The following is a 16,583-nucleotide window of genomic DNA, read 5'->3' as shown; positions in this document are numbered from 1 at the left end:
GGCCCTCCCTTGGAAGGGAGGGTTTGGGTGGGTTCGAAACGCCCTTGAAGGTTTGGTAGTAATCCTTTAAGTGTTTGTCCTTTGAAGGTCCGGTATTAATCCTATAAGGTCTGGAAAAGCCTTTGAAGGTTTGGTAGAAGCCTTTAAAGGTTGGTTCCTCCCTCTAATGGTTTGGTTGTCTCAAAGAACTTCTCTTCTTCGAACGCACAGCTTCAACTAGCTCATGAATGAGATAGGCTGCATATATCGTGATAAACGCCATAATGAAGTAACCGTATCGTTCAAATGTAATAAATGGCAGCGAAGTAAATATGAAATATAAAATGGTTATTATCAATATAGATAGTTCTTTGCGTTTGCTTTTAAAAATAACGGTCATGAGCAATCCAATTACTCCGAGCAATAGCAGCACGTAGTGGTAAACGCCCACGATGGGTTTCGAAATATGAAGTACGGGCTTCCAATAATAAGGTACTTTGACCATATCGACTACCCGATCAACGGTGTAATGTTTAATATAACGATTGCGATCCGTTTCAAATCCATAATTTCTAATTTTTTTGGCAAGCTCAGCTTGAATTTCATTGGATTCGATGGCATCTTTCGCCTCGCCTAACCGCGTAAAATCCTCTTTGAATTTCTCTTCTGCACCAGCAGGATATCTCCAATCGATCATAGCTCCTAATACAGATGGATTGCCGGACGAGAGCGTGAGCGGAATAAACTTATCAAATACGATAGCATTTCTTATCCACCAAGGGGAAATGCAAATTAATATTACAGCAGATACTACAATCGCAGGTTTAATAATCTCTTTTATTTTATATCCTCTAACTAGCATGTAGATTAAAAATACGACCGGAAGGAGTGCAAAGTTTGGCCTTGCATATATCCCGATACTTAAACATACTGCTGCAATGGCGAACCAACTCAACTTCTTTTTATCTACAGCTACAATTCCGGTATAAATAAACAGCCATAAAAATAACTGCCCAAAGGCCTCCGTTAAAATCAAATTTGCTGCCATATAGTTAGGTGCATATAGCGCGAACAGTAGGATTGCTATGACACCAATTCGTTCATGGAAAAATCGTCGACAAACTTGATAAAGAAGAATCATCGTTCCTGCCATCATTAAAACTTGAAGAATGCGGAATGCGGTAATTCCGTTCCAATATCCAAATATCTTCATACAAAATGCCAACACCATCGTAAGGGCAGGCATAATAAATACAGTCGAATCTTCTACTTTGTGATAAGTAAATGTACCTTCATTAAGCAATGTCTCGGCACTTCGTATATATTTTACATCATCGTTATTATATTCTTCGAAATTGCCTAAATACATATCGCTGCCTTGCTGAAACGTTATGAATGTTCCTATTGCAATGAAAAACACAACAACAGCTGCTAAAATAATACGGTATAAAAGTGCTTCATTGCCTACTTTTTGAAAAATTTTCATTTCATTGCCCCGCTTTTCATGATTTATAACACTTATAAATAATAATGTGACCTCAAGCTTTGTGTCTAATGGGTCTATTTGGGTTAAACGAGTTCTTTCAAGTTACAACCATTCCTATCATTCCTAGTTTTTATTCTGCTGCTCACCTTTCGCTTATATTAACTCCATTATAACGTGTATCATATGAAAAATGTTCCAATCCGTTGGAAGAAAAATGGATTTAGTATATTTGCTGTCTATAAACGTTCGTACAGTTGCACTTGTTCATCCTGTCATAAAGTAAGCTGAGGTGAACTTTTGTGTATAAGAAAAAGTATGCAAGTCGCAATATAAGAGGAAAACTGCGGGTCTGCAAATACTTATGTGCGAATAAAAAATTGAAGCGGTATGTACCGAATACGGTATCATTCAGCCGTGAGCACTTGCAGATGATGCTAAACCGTCATGACACCGTTTATGTCAAGCCAGATATTGGCTCACTCGGTTTGGGCATATTTAAGCTGAAACGGGTGAATTCGGGTTATGAGCTTTATTCAATCGTTAAGAAAAAACAAATAAAAAATTTTTATAATTCCGTTTCCGAAGCTTATTCGCAAATAAAGAAAATGAAATCGAGTAAGCTTATTATTCAAAAAGGAATATCATTAGATCGCGTGGATGGATGTCCCTACGATATTCGAGCGATGGTTCAGCGGAAGCCGGAAGGTAAGTGGGTTTGTACGGGTTTAATGGTAAAGGTAGGAGCTCGCCATAAAATCGTAACGAACTATTATCAAGACGGAGCAATCTATTCGATGAAAAAACTTGGAGAAAGGCAAGGACTTTCTATTGAAGCAACGGATAAGCGGATCAGCAGACTAAGCAAGGTGGCCCTGCGAATATCACGGACATTAAGTAAAAAACGATCGGGTATGCACGAGCTTGGCATCGACTTTGCATATGATCAGAAGCAGCAGTTATGGGTTCTTGAGGTGAATTCCAATCATCCGCAATTTCATCCCCTTAAAAAGCTTGATCCTTCGGCCTATAAAAAAATGAAACATTTTGCTGCCAGCTACGGAAGACGCGATGCAAAATGAAAAAAAATGTAAAGCAGATCGAGACGATTTCTCGATCTGCTTTTTTTATACTTATTAATGATTGCGCTTACTCCAATGATTGAAAAGTATCATTTTTAGTTGTTCAGATAGCTATTAGTGCGTTTATGATCGCGATAGAATACTAGTAGAACAACTAGAGCAAGGGGGATTGAGTAGTGGCGCAACTATCGGTTAATGAAGAACTATTAAAAAAACCAAAACCTAAAACTAAAAATGCGTTTCTGCGTTTCGCAAAACAATGGGACATTCAAATGATGGTATTGCCGGCATTGTTACTAATCATCGTGTTTAGTTACATCCCAATGTACGGTATATTGATGGCATTTCAAGACTACAGCATCTTCAAAGGTTTTATGGCAAGCGAATGGGTTGGATTAAAACATTTTGACATGTTCTTCAGCTCCCCGGAGTTTTTCAAGGTCATGCGAAATACGGTTATTATCAGCTTGTTGAAATTTTTCATTGGATTCCCGGCACCGATTTTGCTGGCGCTTATGCTTAACGAAGTGAAAAACCTAATGTTTAAGCGGCTGGTTCAAACGGTAAGTTACCTGCCTCACTTTATGTCATGGGTAATCGTTGCGGGTCTGATTATGTCGATGCTGTCCACGGACAATGGAAGTATTAACATCGTACTTGAGAAAATGAACTTTATCGATGAACCGATCAACTTTCTATCACTTCCAGAATTATTCTGGTCCATCCTCGTTTCGACTGGGGTATGGAAGGAAATTGGATTTGGCTCCATCGTCTATCTAGCAGCAATAGCAAGTATTGATCCAAGCATGTATGAAGCAGCATCTATGGATGGTGCGAGTAAATTCAAACAAATCTTTTTGATCACATTGCCTTCGATCATGCCGGTTGTCCTTATCTTCATGATTCTGGCGATTGGTAATCTACTCAATGCAGGTTTCGAAGACATTCTATTGCTTGCTGTAAACCCTGTACTCAGGGACGTGTCAGATGTTATCGATACGTACGTTTATCGAGTCGGGATACAAAGCTCTAGATACTCATACGCAACAGCGGTTGGATTGTTCAAAGCCGTTATCAGCGTAGGACTTTTGACAATGGCGAACTTTCTGGCACGCAGGGCCGGCAGCAGCTTGTGGTAAACTATACAATTAGCCCGGAAAGGCGGATGATGCAGTGATCAGGCTCAGTTTTGGAGACCGCGTGATGACGGTGACCATCTACATCTTACTAACGTTATTAGCTTTTATGACCTTTTATCCATTCTGGAATGCACTTGTCATATCCTTCAACAGCGGAATAGACACCTCCATGGGGGGCGTAACCTTTTGGCCGCGTGATTGGACTTTAGAAAACTATGGTATCGTATTCAAGGATGAACGATTGGTAACTGCGTTTCTGGTTTCGATCAGTCGGACGGTTGTCGGTACAATCGCATCCATATTTATAACGGCATTATTCGCCTATGGCCTCTCGAAGAAAGAATTGATGGGCCGCAAGTTTTACATGATCTTGTGTATCATTACGATGTACTTCAGTGGTGGACTTATTCCTTCTTTCTTGCTCATTCGTGAGCTTCACCTCATGAATACATTCTGGGTATTCATTATTCCAACACTAGTCAGCGTTTGGAACATGATCATCTTCCGAACATTCTTCCAAGGCTTGCCTGCAGGGCTTGAGGAATCGGCGAAAATCGATGGAAGCGGCAACTGGGGTATCTTCTTCCGCATTGTTGTTCCGCTCTCTGGTCCCGTTATTGCAACGTTGTCGCTTTTCACGGCTGTTTTTCATTGGAATGATTGGTTTGGTCCAAGTATCTACATCACCAATGAGAAGCTGCTTCCTATACAAACGATGCTTAAGCAGATTTTGAACTCTAATATCGTATCGGATCAAATGTCACAGCTAGATTCTGCTGCGCAAGGGCAGTTAGCCAAAATGAGAACGGTAACGAGCAAATCGTTGTCTATGGCAACGATGATGGTTGCCACGATTCCTATCATTATGGTGTATCCATTCGTCCAGAAATATTTCGTTAAAGGTGTTCTTGTTGGATCATTGAAAGAGTAGCAGGCAGTTTAAGACATGTGGTTTAGAGCGAAAGCTTTGAACATATAAAAATGAGCTTGAAAGGGGATAATAAACAGATGAAAAAAAGAAAACTACTCGTCCCAATCGTCTCTGCATTTATGGCCGTTTCTTTAATGGCAGGCTGTAGCGGTAATTCCGGTAAAACAGAAAACGGAGAAACAGGAAGCAAGCCGGAGGAAAATAGCGGCAATAAGCCGGCATCGGTTTATGAACTTGGCAAGGAGCAGCTTGATTTCACCCTTTATGGGCATTATGACTGGTACACTATGCCAGCATGGGGCGGCGACATTACGAGTACTTGGATTAGAGATACAAAGAAAGTAAACGTAAAACCAATCCACTCCGGTGGTGCGGCTCCACAAAAGCTGAATACGATGATCGCGACTGGCGAGCTTCCTGATGCGATCTGGCTAGAGCGCGTTGATGTTGAGAAATTGCGCACAGCTGATCTGCTTGTTCCATTCGACGACTATCTTGATAAATATCCGAACTTGAAAAAATGGTTGGGCGATGAAGGCATCAACATGCTTCGTTCAGAAGATGGCAAGCTTTATCAATTCCCTAACTGGTATACAAAACAACCTAACGGCAACTCTGGTTATGTTGTAAACAAAAAGATCTACACAGAGCTTGGTTCACCTAAGCTTGAAACAACAGACGATCTGTACAGCTACTTGAAGCTGGTTAAAGAAAAATATCCGAATGTTGTTCCTTACGAGCCGCATTTAGCAAAAGATGGACAAGGACTTGACGTATTGTACTCTGCATTCAAAGAAAACGATCAGAAGTTCCCAGGTATGCGTGCTGTACCTAACGGCGACAAGCTGACTTCGATCTTCCTTGACCCTGAGTACCGTGAAGCAATGCAATACACTTCCAAGCTGTTCCGTGAAAAATTGATTACGCAAGATGCAATGACACAAACGGTTGACCAAATTACTGAAAAAGTAATGACTGGCCGTGTAGCAGTATTTGCATCAGCAAGCCCAACTGAAATTGCAATGCAAGCACATGCTGAGCTTACGAAAAACGATCCAGAAGCTGGATATTTCATGATCTGGCCGATTCACAAAGAAGGCGTTGACAAAAACAAAGTATTCCCTGGTACGTATGGTATGTTAGGCTGGAACGTAACGGTTATTACGAAAAGCGCTAAAAACCCAGAAGCAATCTTCGCTTTCTATGACTGGTTGACTGGTCCTGAAGGACAAAGCGCTTTGATGTGGGGACCTCCAGGAATCTATTGGGATGGCGTAGAAGCTGACGGCGAAACTCCGAAGTTCACAGAAAAATACACTTCTGATGCAGGCGGTCTTGGTAAGCTTCAAGCGATTACAACGAACCTTAACTGGGTTGGTAACACAGTATTCCTAGATACTACAAAAGCTAAATTTGAAGAGTCGTTGCCAGTTGAGCAACAAAACTGGTCTACTCGTTACCAACGTGAAATTACGTGGAAAACGCAATCCAATGCAACAGAATTCATTAACATCGATCCACAACCGGATACAGAAGAAGGTATCATCCGTCAACGTATTGAGGACTTGTTCCTAGAAGTTAGAGCAAAAGCATTGTTCGCGAAAAATGATGCTGAAGTACTAGCTGTTCTTGATAAAGGCGAAAAAGATGCTCAAGCTGCTGGTTATGATAAATTGCTGGCATTCAAAACAGAAAAATGGCAAGCGAACCTTGCAAAAATGAAAGCTGAATAAGCCATAGCTTTTCTTAAAAACGACGGGTATACTAAGTTATTTAGTGTACCCGAGTTTTTTCGTTTTAATAGAACGATGAGATGTTCGATGTACGTAAAGCCTTTGCCTAATTGGAGCTGATAACATCATGTATAAAGTATTGCTGGCGGACGACGAAAAGCTAGATTTGGAAGGTATGCGTGCCTTTATTCCTTGGACAGATCTCGGTATGGAAATCGTAGCGGGTGTGATGAACGGATTTGATGCTTGTAAAGTGCTGGATACGGAAAAAATAGATATTCTTGTAACAGATGTCCGTATGCCTAATATGACGGGGCTTGAGCTGGCTAGACGCGCGCTCGAGATGTCGAAGGATATTAAAATTATTTTCGTAAGCGGATATCAAGATTTTAGCTATGTTAAGCAGGCATTGTCGCTTAATGCTGTCAATTATGTTTTAAAGCCGATGGATGATCAGGAGCTGATTGATTCTCTGCTTAAGGTTCGAGATGTCTTGGACCATGAGCAAGAGCGGCAAAATACATATGGCCAAATGGTTCCGATCGTAAAAAATGAATATATGCTGCAATTGCTTGAAGGAACCAGCGATGACAAAACCATTGAGGTATTGAGTCAAGAATATGAGATGAATCGTTTTCTCTATCCTGGCTTAGTAGCCGTAATTGAAGTGGATGATTTGTCTTGGAAACTGAACGATGAGACGCGGGCAGAGCAGGATGAGATTCAGCAAGTGGTATCGATCTGTAAGGAGTTTGGCATTTCGCATATTTGTAAAATTAGCAAATTCCGGGTTGCGATTCTCATTGAGCAATCGGATAAAGATGTTTTGCCACTCAAGATCGTTAATAGAGTCAACGAACAGCATACCTTCTCCATTACCGCAGGCGTTGGTGAATTATGTGATTCAATCAACGTATTCTCGGCCTCCTATCGTCAGGCCGTTGAAGCTTTGGATTTGAAAATGTTTTACGGCAAAGGAAAGGTCATTGGTCACGGTGAGGTTAGGCCGGCAGAGAAAGAGGATGTTAAGCATCTCGATGCAAAGCTGGAAGCATTGTTTGTTGCGATGTCGGGTTATGAGCTCGTTCGCATTCATGATGAGCTGGATGACTTATTTCAGGTTGCCAAAAACTTAAAGTCAAAGTTTACGCTGCGCAACTATGCGCTTTATATCGTAATGAAGCTTGATAATTATTTGCAAAGAACGAATGAAAATGTCTTTCAGCTGCTTGGCATGGAGCTGAATAATTACGATATCATTATGCAGTTTGAGACGATCAACGATATTCATGTGTGGCTGAGACGTAGGGTTTACGAAATATCCGAAACTTTGCAGGCAAACAAGCACAAAAAAAATTGGAAGCTTATTAAACAAATGATTGATTATATGAAAGAACGTACACATGATAACATTACATTACGTGATTTGGCGGAGCAATTTTCATTATCGCCGAACTACCTTGGCCTTATTTTTAAAGAGGAGACAGGTAAAAACTTCAGCGAATATTTTATTCAGCTGCGCATGGAGAAATCGTGCGAGCTGCTCAAAACAACAAACATGAAAATTTATGAGATAGCAGATCAAGTAGGCTATCGTCACTTGCCATATTTCAGCAAACAATTTAAAGAAATGTACGGTATGACGCCGTTGGAGTTTAGACGAAAATGACCAAACATAAGAAGGAGCATCGTTATATTCCGTTTGGGATTAAAATTATGCTCACCTACAGCTTGTTTATCATGGTGCCGGTGATCCTAATTGGCTATGCAGCGAATGTTATTTTTACAAGCTCCATTCAAGAGCGAACCCGCGAGATTAATCTTGGTACGCTGGCTCAGATGAAGGACAATATTATGTACAAAATGGAGGATGTGTCACGTATATCCGGCATGCTTTATTTTGACAGTAATCTTGCATCCTATTTGCGTCATTATGAAGAAGGCTGGGTTAGCTACGAAGCCACGACGAAGCAGCTCCTTCCAAAAATGCAAACAACGGTGGAGGCAGCAAGCAATAAAATGCGCCTTGCAGTCTATCTACATAACAATACATTGCCGGAAATCTATCACAATTATAATAATACCGATCCGCTGAATGCGGAGGGGCCATTATTTGATTTGTACCATATTTCTAGAATTAAGGACAGGTCATGGTATATAGATTACCCTGTGGAGCGGTATGGCGAGACTATGCAGTGGAAGCAGGTCGAAGGGGATACGAAATTCGGGCATATTTCCTTGCTCAGAAGACTTGTTAATATGAATGATCCCATTACGCTTGAGGAAATTGGTTTCGTTCGTATTAGCTTGAGACTTACCGATCTGCTCGAGAGCGTTGATTCTGAGAAAATCGGTCAAGGAACGAAAATTTTTGCACTCAACGAGAATGGAAGAATTATGTTCTCCTCCGGTGATACCCATTTTAAAATTGGTGAATCGCTGAGTGAAGCGGAAATGGCGAACTATTGGGCCGTAGAGGAAAAGATTCCACAGCTGAATTGGAAGCTGCTCGCACTCGTTCCAACCGATATTATGGAGAAGGCTACTGACAAGGTAAAGCTTTGGACCTTCTTAATTTGCTTGGCTTGCTTTGTTGTATTTTCACTTGCAGGCTTGTATATTTCTCGCTTTTATTCCCGTAAGGTTATCAAAATCGTTCGTGTGCTGGATGCCTTTCAAGAAGGGAATTTCAAGAAAAAGATTCATTTTAAAGGGAAGGATGAATTTACGCGCATTTCCTTCGCTTTAAACGATATGGGTCATAATATTGACGGATTAATTCAAGAAGTCTATATGACAAATATGAAGAAAAAGGAAGCGGAGCTGGAATCGCTGCAAGCGCAAATCAATCCGCATTTCTTATATAACACATTGTCCTCGATCAGTAGATTGGCTAAGTTTGGACAGGTAGATAAGCTGCAGCGAATGGTGCTTGATTTAGCGAAATTTTACCGGTTATCTCTGAATGAAGGTAGAACCGTTATTCCGATTCGGAATGAGCTGGAGCAGATTAATGCATATATCAATATTCAGAAGACGAAATTCGAAGACGGTATGCAAATCTGGTTTGACATTGATCCTGATATTTTAAGATTTACGACCGTAAAGCTTATTTTACAGCCCTTTATCGAAAATGCGCTTGAGCATGCTTGGTATGGAGCACAGATTAACATTCGAATAGTAGGCAAGATGGAGGGAGATTTAATAACCTTCCAAGTCATTGATGACGGTGTTGGCATTAATCCTGAGATTTTACGCCAAATGTCCGATCCTATTGAGAGAGTGAATGTGGGCTACGGGGTACGGAATGTGGACGAGCGGATCAAGCTTCATTTTGGAGCGGAATACGGCGTGCGGATCGTGAGCAAAAGAGGAATGGGCACATCCATTACGATTACGATTCCAGCTAGAAAAAAAGATATCGAACCAGAACGTCCTATTTAGAATAGGACGTTTTTTTTATGCATTTAGTTTTTTGCCAAGCGGCTAAGGCAGCAGCTCCAAAAATCGTTTGGATGCTGCGGATTGCGGCACACCGCGAAGCGTTGCGATACCGATGCTGCGTGCGGGGATGGGCGGGATCAGCGGAATTTCGACGAGCTCGCCAGAAGCAAGCTCATCAGCAGCATAGCTGCGAACGAGGAAGGCCAGCCCAAAGCCACTTCGTGCGAACTTTGCAAGCAGATCCATGCTGCCAAGCTCAAGCTCTGGCGTGAGCTTTGTACCATGCGCTGCGGCATACTCGTCAAGGAACTCTCTTGTGCCCGCCCCTTTTTCTAGAAGCAATAACGGGTACTTGCTAATATCCTCAAGCTCGATGGCGGTATCACCAAGAGATGAATAAGCAGGACCACCGACGAGTATATCCTGCAAGGGCACGCTTAACCGAAAGTCTAGCTGACTGTCTGAAGCAGGCATATGTACGATGCCAAAATCAATTTTTCCTTCCTTTAGAAGCTGGATAGTTTCAGGGGTTGTTCGATTCGTCACACGAATGCGAATCTCTGGATATTCCGTATGAAACTGCTCCAAATACGGCATCAAATAATGCTTGCATAACGTGTCGCTCGCACCGATACTAATTTCACCGCTTTGCAGGTTGTGCATTTCTGCGAGCATTTTTTCCCCTGTCTCAATAAAGCTATACGCTTGCTCGATATATCGAAAGAGGACCTCGCCTTCAGTCGTAAGCTTGACCCCCTTGGCCATACGGAAAAAAAGCTGGCCGCCTAGCTTTGCCTCTAATTGCTTAATCGTATGCGTGACGGCTGGCTGTGTAATATAAAGCTGTTCTGCAGCGCGCGATAAGCTTCCTGTCTTAGCCGTCCAATAAAAGACGCGATACCACTCCATGTTTACGATCACAGCTATAATCCCACCTAATATGAACTATTAGTTATATCAATTATTTTAATGTCACATCATTCATTATAATAAACCTTAAAGGGCAATAACAACATTAGGAGGCGATTGAATTGACGGTAACCGCTATAGTGGGAGCGAATTGGGGAGATGAAGGCAAGGGGAAAATGACAGATGCGTTAGCTGCCAAATCCTCATTTGTCGTACGTTATCAAGGAGGCAGCAATGCTGGGCATACGATTATTAACAGCTACGGTAAATTCGCGATGAATATGCTGCCGTCTGGCGTCTTTTATCCAGAGATTACGAACGTCATTGGCCCAGGCACAGCTCTTGATATTGAAGTGCTGCTGCGGGAGAGGAATGAGCTGATAGCACGAGGAGTACCGGAGCCGCAAATTCGAATATCCGAACGAGCACAGGTTGTACTGCCTATTCACCGCTTATTTGACGAGCTGGAGGAGGAAAGGCTTGGCTCAAACGGCTTCGGATCGACGAAAAGAGGCATTGCTCCATTTTATTCAGATAAATATGCAAAGCTTGGCGTACAAGTTGCGGATCTGTATGATGAGCAGCGATTGCTGCAGCGTTTAGAGCAATCCTTGGCAGCCAAGAATGTACTGCTTGAGCAGTTGTACAACAAAAAGCCGATCAAAGCGGAGGAGCTTCTGACTGTGCTGCTTGAGCAAGCGGAGAAGCTGCGGCCTTTCGTTTGTGATACAACGAAGCTGTTAAATGATGCGTATCGAGCTGGAAAGTCGATATTGCTAGAAGGACAGCTTGGGGCGCTGCGTGATCCGGATCACGGCATCTATCCTTACTCTACATCATCGTCTACGCTGGCGGGTTTTGCACCAGTAGGCGCGGGTCTTCCACCTTATGCAATTACGAGAATTATTGCGGTAGTTAAGGCGTATTCCAGCTGTGTTGGAGCCGGACCGTTCGTCAGTGAACTGACAGGTGCGGAGGCTGATGAGCTTCGCCGTTTGGGAGGCGACGCAGGAGAATTTGGCGTGAATACAGGGCGCCCGCGCCGAATGGGGTGGTTTGATGCGGTGGCTACGCGTTATGGCTGCATGCTGCAAGGGGCTACGGAGGTTGCGCTGACCAATCTTGATGTTCTAGGATACTTAGATGAAATTCCAGTATGCATCGGTTATGAATTGGGTGGACAAATCATTAAGGATTCATTCCCAGTGACAGCAGCGCTTGCTTCTGCTAAGCCAGTGCTTAAGCGCTTGCCAGGCTGGAACTGCGATATTTCGCAAGCTACAACTTTTGAGCAGTTGCCTGAAGCAGCTCAGCAATACGTTCAGTTTGTGGAAGAAGCCATTGGCGTAAAAGTTGCAAGCGTATCGGTAGGACCGCGTCGTGAGCAGCTAATTACACGATAATTTTGTAAAAGAAAAGCAGAATCCTAATTGGATTCTGCTTTTTTGGCGCGTGGCCATAAGCTATAGCTAAAGCTGATAACAAAATCAATGACGAGTATGATCGACCATAAACGAAGCGTGTTAAATAAAACCTCCGTTCGCAACGCATCGCCGACCATTAAAATCATGCCATACAAAATGGCAGCGCCTATCACCCATGCGAGCAAGTGATGCAGCCAGCCATTTCGCTCGTAGCGAGCATGATCTTTGCCATATTTCGGCTTCCGAGCAGGAGCAGGTCCGCCGGCAAAGCGATGAGCGAACCTTTCATCAGCCCATTTGATCATTCGATGACCCCAAGCGATGGAAACCCCGATATATATTGCAGCCAAGCTATGTGCGAAGGTAGCTGTTGCGCCGCCGCGGAGATCATAAATAGTAGCAATAACCAATGCCAAATCGATGAGAGGTGTTGCAATCAAGAATATAGCGCCAAGCTTTTTTAAACGGAAAATATAGCGGCATAATAAGCCGATAAGTACAAATAACCAAAATCCTATCTCGCAGCCGATAATAAAAGCGGTAATCATGTGAAGATCTACTCCTTCTGTTAAAATAGGTACATGCATTCAAAAGAATGAACTGAATCGTTAATTAGGGAAGGGTATGAACAAACTATGAAAAAAATACTCGTTGTTGGAAGCATAAATATGGATATCGTTAGTCAGGTCGAAAAATTCCCACTCCCGGGTGAAACAATCTCTAGTGCAGCCACCTCGTTTTTTCCGGGCGGCAAAGGGGCAAATCAAGCGGTTGCAGCGGCTCGCGCAGGTGCGGAATGTGTGATGATCGGCGCAGTTGGCGAGGATCCTTTTGCTCAGACATTGATCACATCATTACAAGATAATGGAATTTCCACTAGTCAAGTATTACGCAAGCAAGGAACATCAGGTTTCGCTATTATTACCGTGAACGGTGAAGGCGAGAATCATATTGTTTTATCTGAAGGTGCGAATGGTCAACTGACAGACAAGGATGCAGCCGCGGGTTATGGAGAGTGGTCGGATATTTATGCCGTGCTGCTTCAAAATGAAATACCGTGGGAGACGACGCTATCCGTCATGAATAGTGCTAGCAGCGGCGGCAGTAAAGTATTTTATAACCCTGCCCCGGCAAGGGCTATTCCTGAGCATGTTTTTCCGCTTATTGATACTCTTATTATAAATGAAACCGAGGCGGCTGTTGTTACGGGCTTAACGGTAAACGATGCTTCCTCAGCGCAAGCGGCAGCAGAAGTAGTCATGGGCAAAGGAACAAAAAACGTCATTATTACATTAGGGGAGAAAGGCTGTTTCTATCAAAATAAGCAAGGCGACAAAGCTACGATTCCTGCATTCAAAGTAAAACCTGTTGATACGACGGCAGCGGGCGATACTTTCTTCGGTGCATTCGCCGCTGCAAGCGCCGATGGCTGCCAGGCTGAGCAGGCTTTGATCTTTGCAGCAGCAGCAGCAGCACTAGCCGTTACGAAGGAAGGTGCCCAAGCATCGATCCCAACTAAAGCAGAAATTGAAGCTTTTCTTCAAAGCGAACAGAAAAAATAAAAATAGGCTTGCTAAAACTAATGGTATTAGTTTATTATGAAACTAATATCATTAGTTTTTGTTGAGGAGGCCATTTGGAATGAGAATGACACGCGAGAAAACGGTTGTACAGCTGACCTATTTACCTAAGGTATTTCCAGTAAATTGTTACTTGGTGGAGGAGGCGGAAGGATTGACGTTAGTGGATGCCGCACTTCCAAACAACGTCAATGCCATTCTGAGGGCAGCGGAGCAGCTAGGCAAGCCGATTACCCGTATTGTTTTGACTCATGCTCATGCGGATCACATCGGTTCGCTCGACGGGCTAAAAGAAAGGCTTCCAAATGCACAGGTGTTTATATCCAAGAGAGATGCAAGACTGCTTGGCGGTGACCATACGTTAGATCCTAATGAGAGCAGCTTGCCGATTCGTGGCGGTTTGCCTAAAAACGTTCGAACAAAACCTGATGTTTTGCTCGTGGATGGTGATCGCGTGGGCTCTTTGCTTGCGGTAGCTGCACCGGGGCACACGCCTGGTTCGATGGCATTTCTAGATACGAGGAATGACATTCTCATCGTAGGGGATGCTTTTCAAACTAGAGCAGGCGTTGCAGTATCAGGACAGATAAAGCTGCTGTTTCCTTTTCCAGCAATGGCTACTTGGGATAAACAAACGAGCTTGGAGACGGCTCGAAGATTAAGAGATTTGAAACCATCGTTGCTCGCTGCTGGCCATGGCAACATGGTGCTGCAGCCAAAACGTTTATTGGATAAGGCGATTGCCACAGCGGAACGCTCTTTGGTTAAATAAATAGGAGAGGGGGGATTCTATGTCACCTAGAAGAGGGCTTGATTTGGCGACTATTGTAGAGGAAGCAGCTGCCATAGCAGATGAGCTAGGCATCGAAGAGGTTACGCTGGCGACGCTTGCCAAGAAGCTTGGCGTGCGTTCTCCTTCATTATATAACCATGTGGATGGATTAAACGCTTTGCGCATCCAGCTGGCTATCTACGGTTTACAGAAGCTGCTTGCAGCGATAAATGAATCGTTACAAAATAAAGAAGGCGATGAAGCGGTTCATGCCATTGCTTCTGCCTACATTTCTTTTGCAAGAAAACATCCAGGCGTGTATGAGCTGACGCTGCGCTCGCCAGATGCGGATGAAGCAGAATATGCAGCAATTGGAGAGCAGCTTGTGGATTTGCTCGTTAAGACGCTAAGCTATTATGAACTTGGGTATGAGAAGGCCATTCACAGTGTACGGGGATTGCGCAGCTTGCTGCACGGATTCGCTTCGATTGAACAAAAGAATGGATTTGGCATGCCGCAGGCTATCGACGAAAGCTTAAAAATTGTCATCCAAACGTATTTGAACGGTCTCCGTGTTAAATCATGATAGAAAAGAAGCAGGAGCCAGAGATGCTTAATGGAGTGCCTTGGCTCCCGCTACGATAGTAATTTAAGGTTTGTTAGCTTTCCAAATATATTTGTATTCTTTTACGCCTAGTTTTCCATTAATTTGATTCTCTGCAACTTTGGCGTCGAAATCCTTGCTTAATGAAGGATCGGTATAGTCAGGATTCCCGGGAATGCCTGTGAGAAACTTAGCAAATTCAATTGTGTCTGGAAAATAGAAAACAGCTTGATCAAACTCTTCAATTTGAATATTTATAAATCCATTACTGTGTAATCTTTCTTTGACCATTTCTAGCGCGCCTGAGTGTATACCAAATATCGTACCTCCCGAGCGTAGTATTCTGCTATGATTCAAAATGGACGTTGGTCCGCGCCTATCGTAAATAAAATCAAATTGCCCGTCGGTGAATGGCAAATCGGTTTTTGTAGTCGCGTAAATAAATGATATATTATGAGCTTGGCTCTCATCTTTCATGGAGTTGGCAATCTTAATCATTTCAATTGAATTATCAAATCCAACAATCGACTTAGCATGACGTGACATTTTTAGTGTAAAATCTCCGTGTCCGCAACCCGCATCAAGAACCGTATCAAATGCAGGCAGCATTTCAACCAATCTTTCTTCAAATAATTGCTCAGCTGAAATGCCTTCGATCGTAAATACCGCATTGCTTCGATATCCGCCATTTTTTCGTGCAATTCGATCGTACCATTCTATCCCCATCCGTTTATCCTCCTAGACTTTCCGAATATGTTCTCACTGGCTTACTCCTTAGGTACATAGAAGCGATATGATGGCAGGCTCAATAGCGATGGGCTCTATCGTGGATTCGAATCTTTCTTGAACAAATCCGTCGCGATTAATTAAAAACTTGGAAAAATTCCACTTGATCCCGTCCCCAGCATATATTTCTGGGTATTTCTCCTGCAGGAACTGCTGCATCCATTGTCCGCTCGCAGTCTCTGTGTCGAAGCCTTGGAACGGAGCTTGCTGCGTCAGATATTGAAATAATGGAAGAGCTGATGCTCCTCTCACATTCGTTTTCTCAAACAGCGGGAACGTAACTTTGTAGTTGACCTCGCAAAATTGCTTCACTTCCGAATTGCTGCCTGGCTCTTTCTCGTTGAATTGGTTGCTAGGAAAAGCGAGAATTTCGAATCCTTGTTCCTGATATTTTTCGTATAACACCTGCAGATCATTGAATTGACGTGAATAACTGCATTTGCTTGCCGTGTTGACGATCAAGATAACTTTTCCACGGTAGGATGACAGCTTTACTGTTTCTCCGAAAATGGAGATCGCTTGAAAATTATAAATCGACATGTGGTTAACCTCCCCTGTGTTACTGATTTATTTTTTCCTCAATAACTGCGTAATATGGAAACCATTTGTATGATTCAATCTATCATATAGCCAAATATTTTATTGGTCTAATATATAAAGAAAATAAGCGTTATAGGCAAATGCTATAAATAGTCGATGCCATTAGCAAAAATTATA

General features: G+C 42.9%; 15 protein-coding genes. 10 read left to right on the top strand and 5 right to left on the bottom strand.

Annotation, left to right across the window (positions count from 1 at the left end):
- Positions 1 to 163: 163 nt before the first annotated feature.
- Positions 164 to 1,465, bottom strand: coding sequence for a glycosyltransferase family 39 protein (locus MHH56_RS25935; protein ID WP_339204537.1), 1,302 nt, complete (start codon positions 1,463 to 1,465; stop codon positions 164 to 166).
- A 299-nt stretch (positions 1,466 to 1,764) separates the two neighbouring features.
- Between MHH56_RS25935 and MHH56_RS25930 the strand changes: the two genes are divergently transcribed.
- The 6 genes from MHH56_RS25930 (at position 1,765) to MHH56_RS25905 (ending at position 9,791) form a co-directional block, all read left to right on the top strand.
- The gene (locus tag MHH56_RS25930; protein WP_339204534.1) at positions 1,765 to 2,544 is read left to right on the top strand and encodes a YheC/YheD family protein; all 780 of its coding nucleotides are present in this window, start codon (positions 1,765 to 1,767) and stop codon (positions 2,542 to 2,544) included.
- A gap of 176 nt (positions 2,545 to 2,720) precedes the next feature.
- Positions 2,721 to 3,683: an ABC transporter permease subunit gene (locus MHH56_RS25925; protein WP_076267454.1), complete on the top strand. Its 963-nt coding sequence runs from the start codon at positions 2,721 to 2,723 to the stop codon at positions 3,681 to 3,683.
- Between the two features lie 34 nt (positions 3,684 to 3,717).
- A complete protein-coding gene (locus MHH56_RS25920) occupies positions 3,718 to 4,614 on the top strand; it encodes a carbohydrate ABC transporter permease (protein WP_076267455.1) in 897 nt (298 codons plus the stop codon).
- A gap of 77 nt (positions 4,615 to 4,691) precedes the next feature.
- Positions 4,692 to 6,347 (top strand): extracellular solute-binding protein, encoded by a 1,656-nt coding sequence (locus tag MHH56_RS25915; RefSeq protein ID WP_339204532.1) that lies wholly within the window; start codon positions 4,692 to 4,694, stop codon positions 6,345 to 6,347.
- A 127-nt stretch (positions 6,348 to 6,474) separates the two neighbouring features.
- On the top strand, positions 6,475 to 8,016 hold the full coding sequence (locus MHH56_RS25910) for a response regulator (protein ID WP_339204531.1): 1,542 nt from the start codon (positions 6,475 to 6,477) through the stop codon (positions 8,014 to 8,016).
- Positions 8,013 to 9,791: a sensor histidine kinase gene (locus MHH56_RS25905; RefSeq protein WP_339204529.1), complete on the top strand. Its 1,779-nt coding sequence runs from the start codon at positions 8,013 to 8,015 to the stop codon at positions 9,789 to 9,791. Before MHH56_RS25910 ends, MHH56_RS25905 begins: the two co-directional genes overlap by 4 nt.
- A 42-nt stretch (positions 9,792 to 9,833) precedes the next feature.
- Here the strand turns inward: MHH56_RS25905 and MHH56_RS25900 are convergent, their stop codons facing one another.
- Complete coding sequence (locus MHH56_RS25900) at positions 9,834 to 10,712, bottom strand: LysR family transcriptional regulator (RefSeq protein WP_339204528.1); 879 nt, start codon at positions 10,710 to 10,712, stop codon at positions 9,834 to 9,836.
- 110 nt (positions 10,713 to 10,822) lie between these two features.
- Here MHH56_RS25900 and MHH56_RS25895 point away from each other — a divergent pair, with 110 nt between their 5' ends.
- Positions 10,823 to 12,103 (top strand): adenylosuccinate synthase, encoded by a 1,281-nt coding sequence (locus MHH56_RS25895; RefSeq protein WP_339204527.1) that lies wholly within the window; start codon positions 10,823 to 10,825, stop codon positions 12,101 to 12,103.
- Positions 12,104 to 12,126: 23 nt separating this feature from the next.
- Here MHH56_RS25895 and MHH56_RS25890 read toward each other — a convergent pair whose 3' ends face one another.
- On the bottom strand, positions 12,127 to 12,672 hold the full coding sequence (locus tag MHH56_RS25890) for a hypothetical protein (protein WP_339204526.1): 546 nt from the start codon (positions 12,670 to 12,672) through the stop codon (positions 12,127 to 12,129).
- Positions 12,673 to 12,759: 87 nt separating this feature from the next.
- Here MHH56_RS25890 and rbsK point away from each other — a divergent pair, with 87 nt between their 5' ends.
- The 3 genes from rbsK (at position 12,760) to MHH56_RS25875 (ending at position 15,062) form a co-directional block, all read left to right on the top strand.
- Positions 12,760 to 13,686: a ribokinase gene (gene rbsK / locus MHH56_RS25885; RefSeq protein ID WP_339204525.1), complete on the top strand. Its 927-nt coding sequence runs from the start codon at positions 12,760 to 12,762 to the stop codon at positions 13,684 to 13,686.
- 79 nt (positions 13,687 to 13,765) lie between these two features.
- Positions 13,766 to 14,476 carry an MBL fold metallo-hydrolase gene (locus MHH56_RS25880; RefSeq protein WP_339204524.1) on the top strand — a complete coding sequence of 237 codons (711 nt, stop codon included), beginning with the start codon at positions 13,766 to 13,768 and terminating at the stop codon, positions 14,474 to 14,476.
- A gap of 19 nt (positions 14,477 to 14,495) precedes the next feature.
- Positions 14,496 to 15,062, top strand: a complete 567-nt coding sequence (locus MHH56_RS25875) for a WHG domain-containing protein (protein ID WP_339204523.1) — start codon at positions 14,496 to 14,498, stop codon at positions 15,060 to 15,062.
- Positions 15,063 to 15,125: 63 nt separating this feature from the next.
- On the opposite strand, the gene MHH56_RS25870 is transcribed toward MHH56_RS25875, so the two are convergent.
- Entirely contained in the window at positions 15,126 to 15,806 is a 681-nt protein-coding gene (locus MHH56_RS25870; RefSeq protein WP_339204522.1) for a class I SAM-dependent methyltransferase, read from the bottom strand.
- 48 nt (positions 15,807 to 15,854) lie between these two features.
- Entirely contained in the window at positions 15,855 to 16,406 is a 552-nt protein-coding gene (locus MHH56_RS25865; protein ID WP_339204521.1) for a glutathione peroxidase, read from the bottom strand.
- Positions 16,407 to 16,583: the final 177 nt, after the last annotated feature.

This window comes from Paenibacillus sp. FSL K6-3182, from assembly GCF_037976325.1.
Classification (GTDB): Bacteria; Bacillota; Bacilli; order Paenibacillales; family Paenibacillaceae; genus Pristimantibacillus.
Note: the sequence above shows the minus strand (reverse complement) of the source record. Positions and strands in the feature narration are given on the sequence as shown.

Coding starts and splice junctions, on each gene's coding strand:
- MHH56_RS25935 (WP_339204537.1), bottom strand. CDS start 1,465: ATGAAAATTTTTCAAAAAGTAGGCAATGAAGCACTTTTATACCGTATT.
- MHH56_RS25915 (WP_339204532.1), top strand. CDS start 4,692: ATGAAAAAAAGAAAACTACTCGTCCCAATCGTCTCTGCATTTATGGCC.
- MHH56_RS25910 (WP_339204531.1), top strand. CDS start 6,475: ATGTATAAAGTATTGCTGGCGGACGACGAAAAGCTAGATTTGGAAGGT.
- MHH56_RS25905 (WP_339204529.1), top strand. CDS start 8,013: ATGACCAAACATAAGAAGGAGCATCGTTATATTCCGTTTGGGATTAAA.
- MHH56_RS25890 (WP_339204526.1), bottom strand. CDS start 12,672: ATGATTACCGCTTTTATTATCGGCTGCGAGATAGGATTTTGGTTATTT.
- rbsK (WP_339204525.1), top strand. CDS start 12,760: ATGAAAAAAATACTCGTTGTTGGAAGCATAAATATGGATATCGTTAGT.
- MHH56_RS25880 (WP_339204524.1), top strand. CDS start 13,766: ATGAGAATGACACGCGAGAAAACGGTTGTACAGCTGACCTATTTACCT.
- MHH56_RS25875 (WP_339204523.1), top strand. CDS start 14,496: ATGTCACCTAGAAGAGGGCTTGATTTGGCGACTATTGTAGAGGAAGCA.
- MHH56_RS25870 (WP_339204522.1), bottom strand. CDS start 15,806: ATGGGGATAGAATGGTACGATCGAATTGCACGAAAAAATGGCGGATAT.
- MHH56_RS25865 (WP_339204521.1), bottom strand. CDS start 16,406: ATGTCGATTTATAATTTTCAAGCGATCTCCATTTTCGGAGAAACAGTA.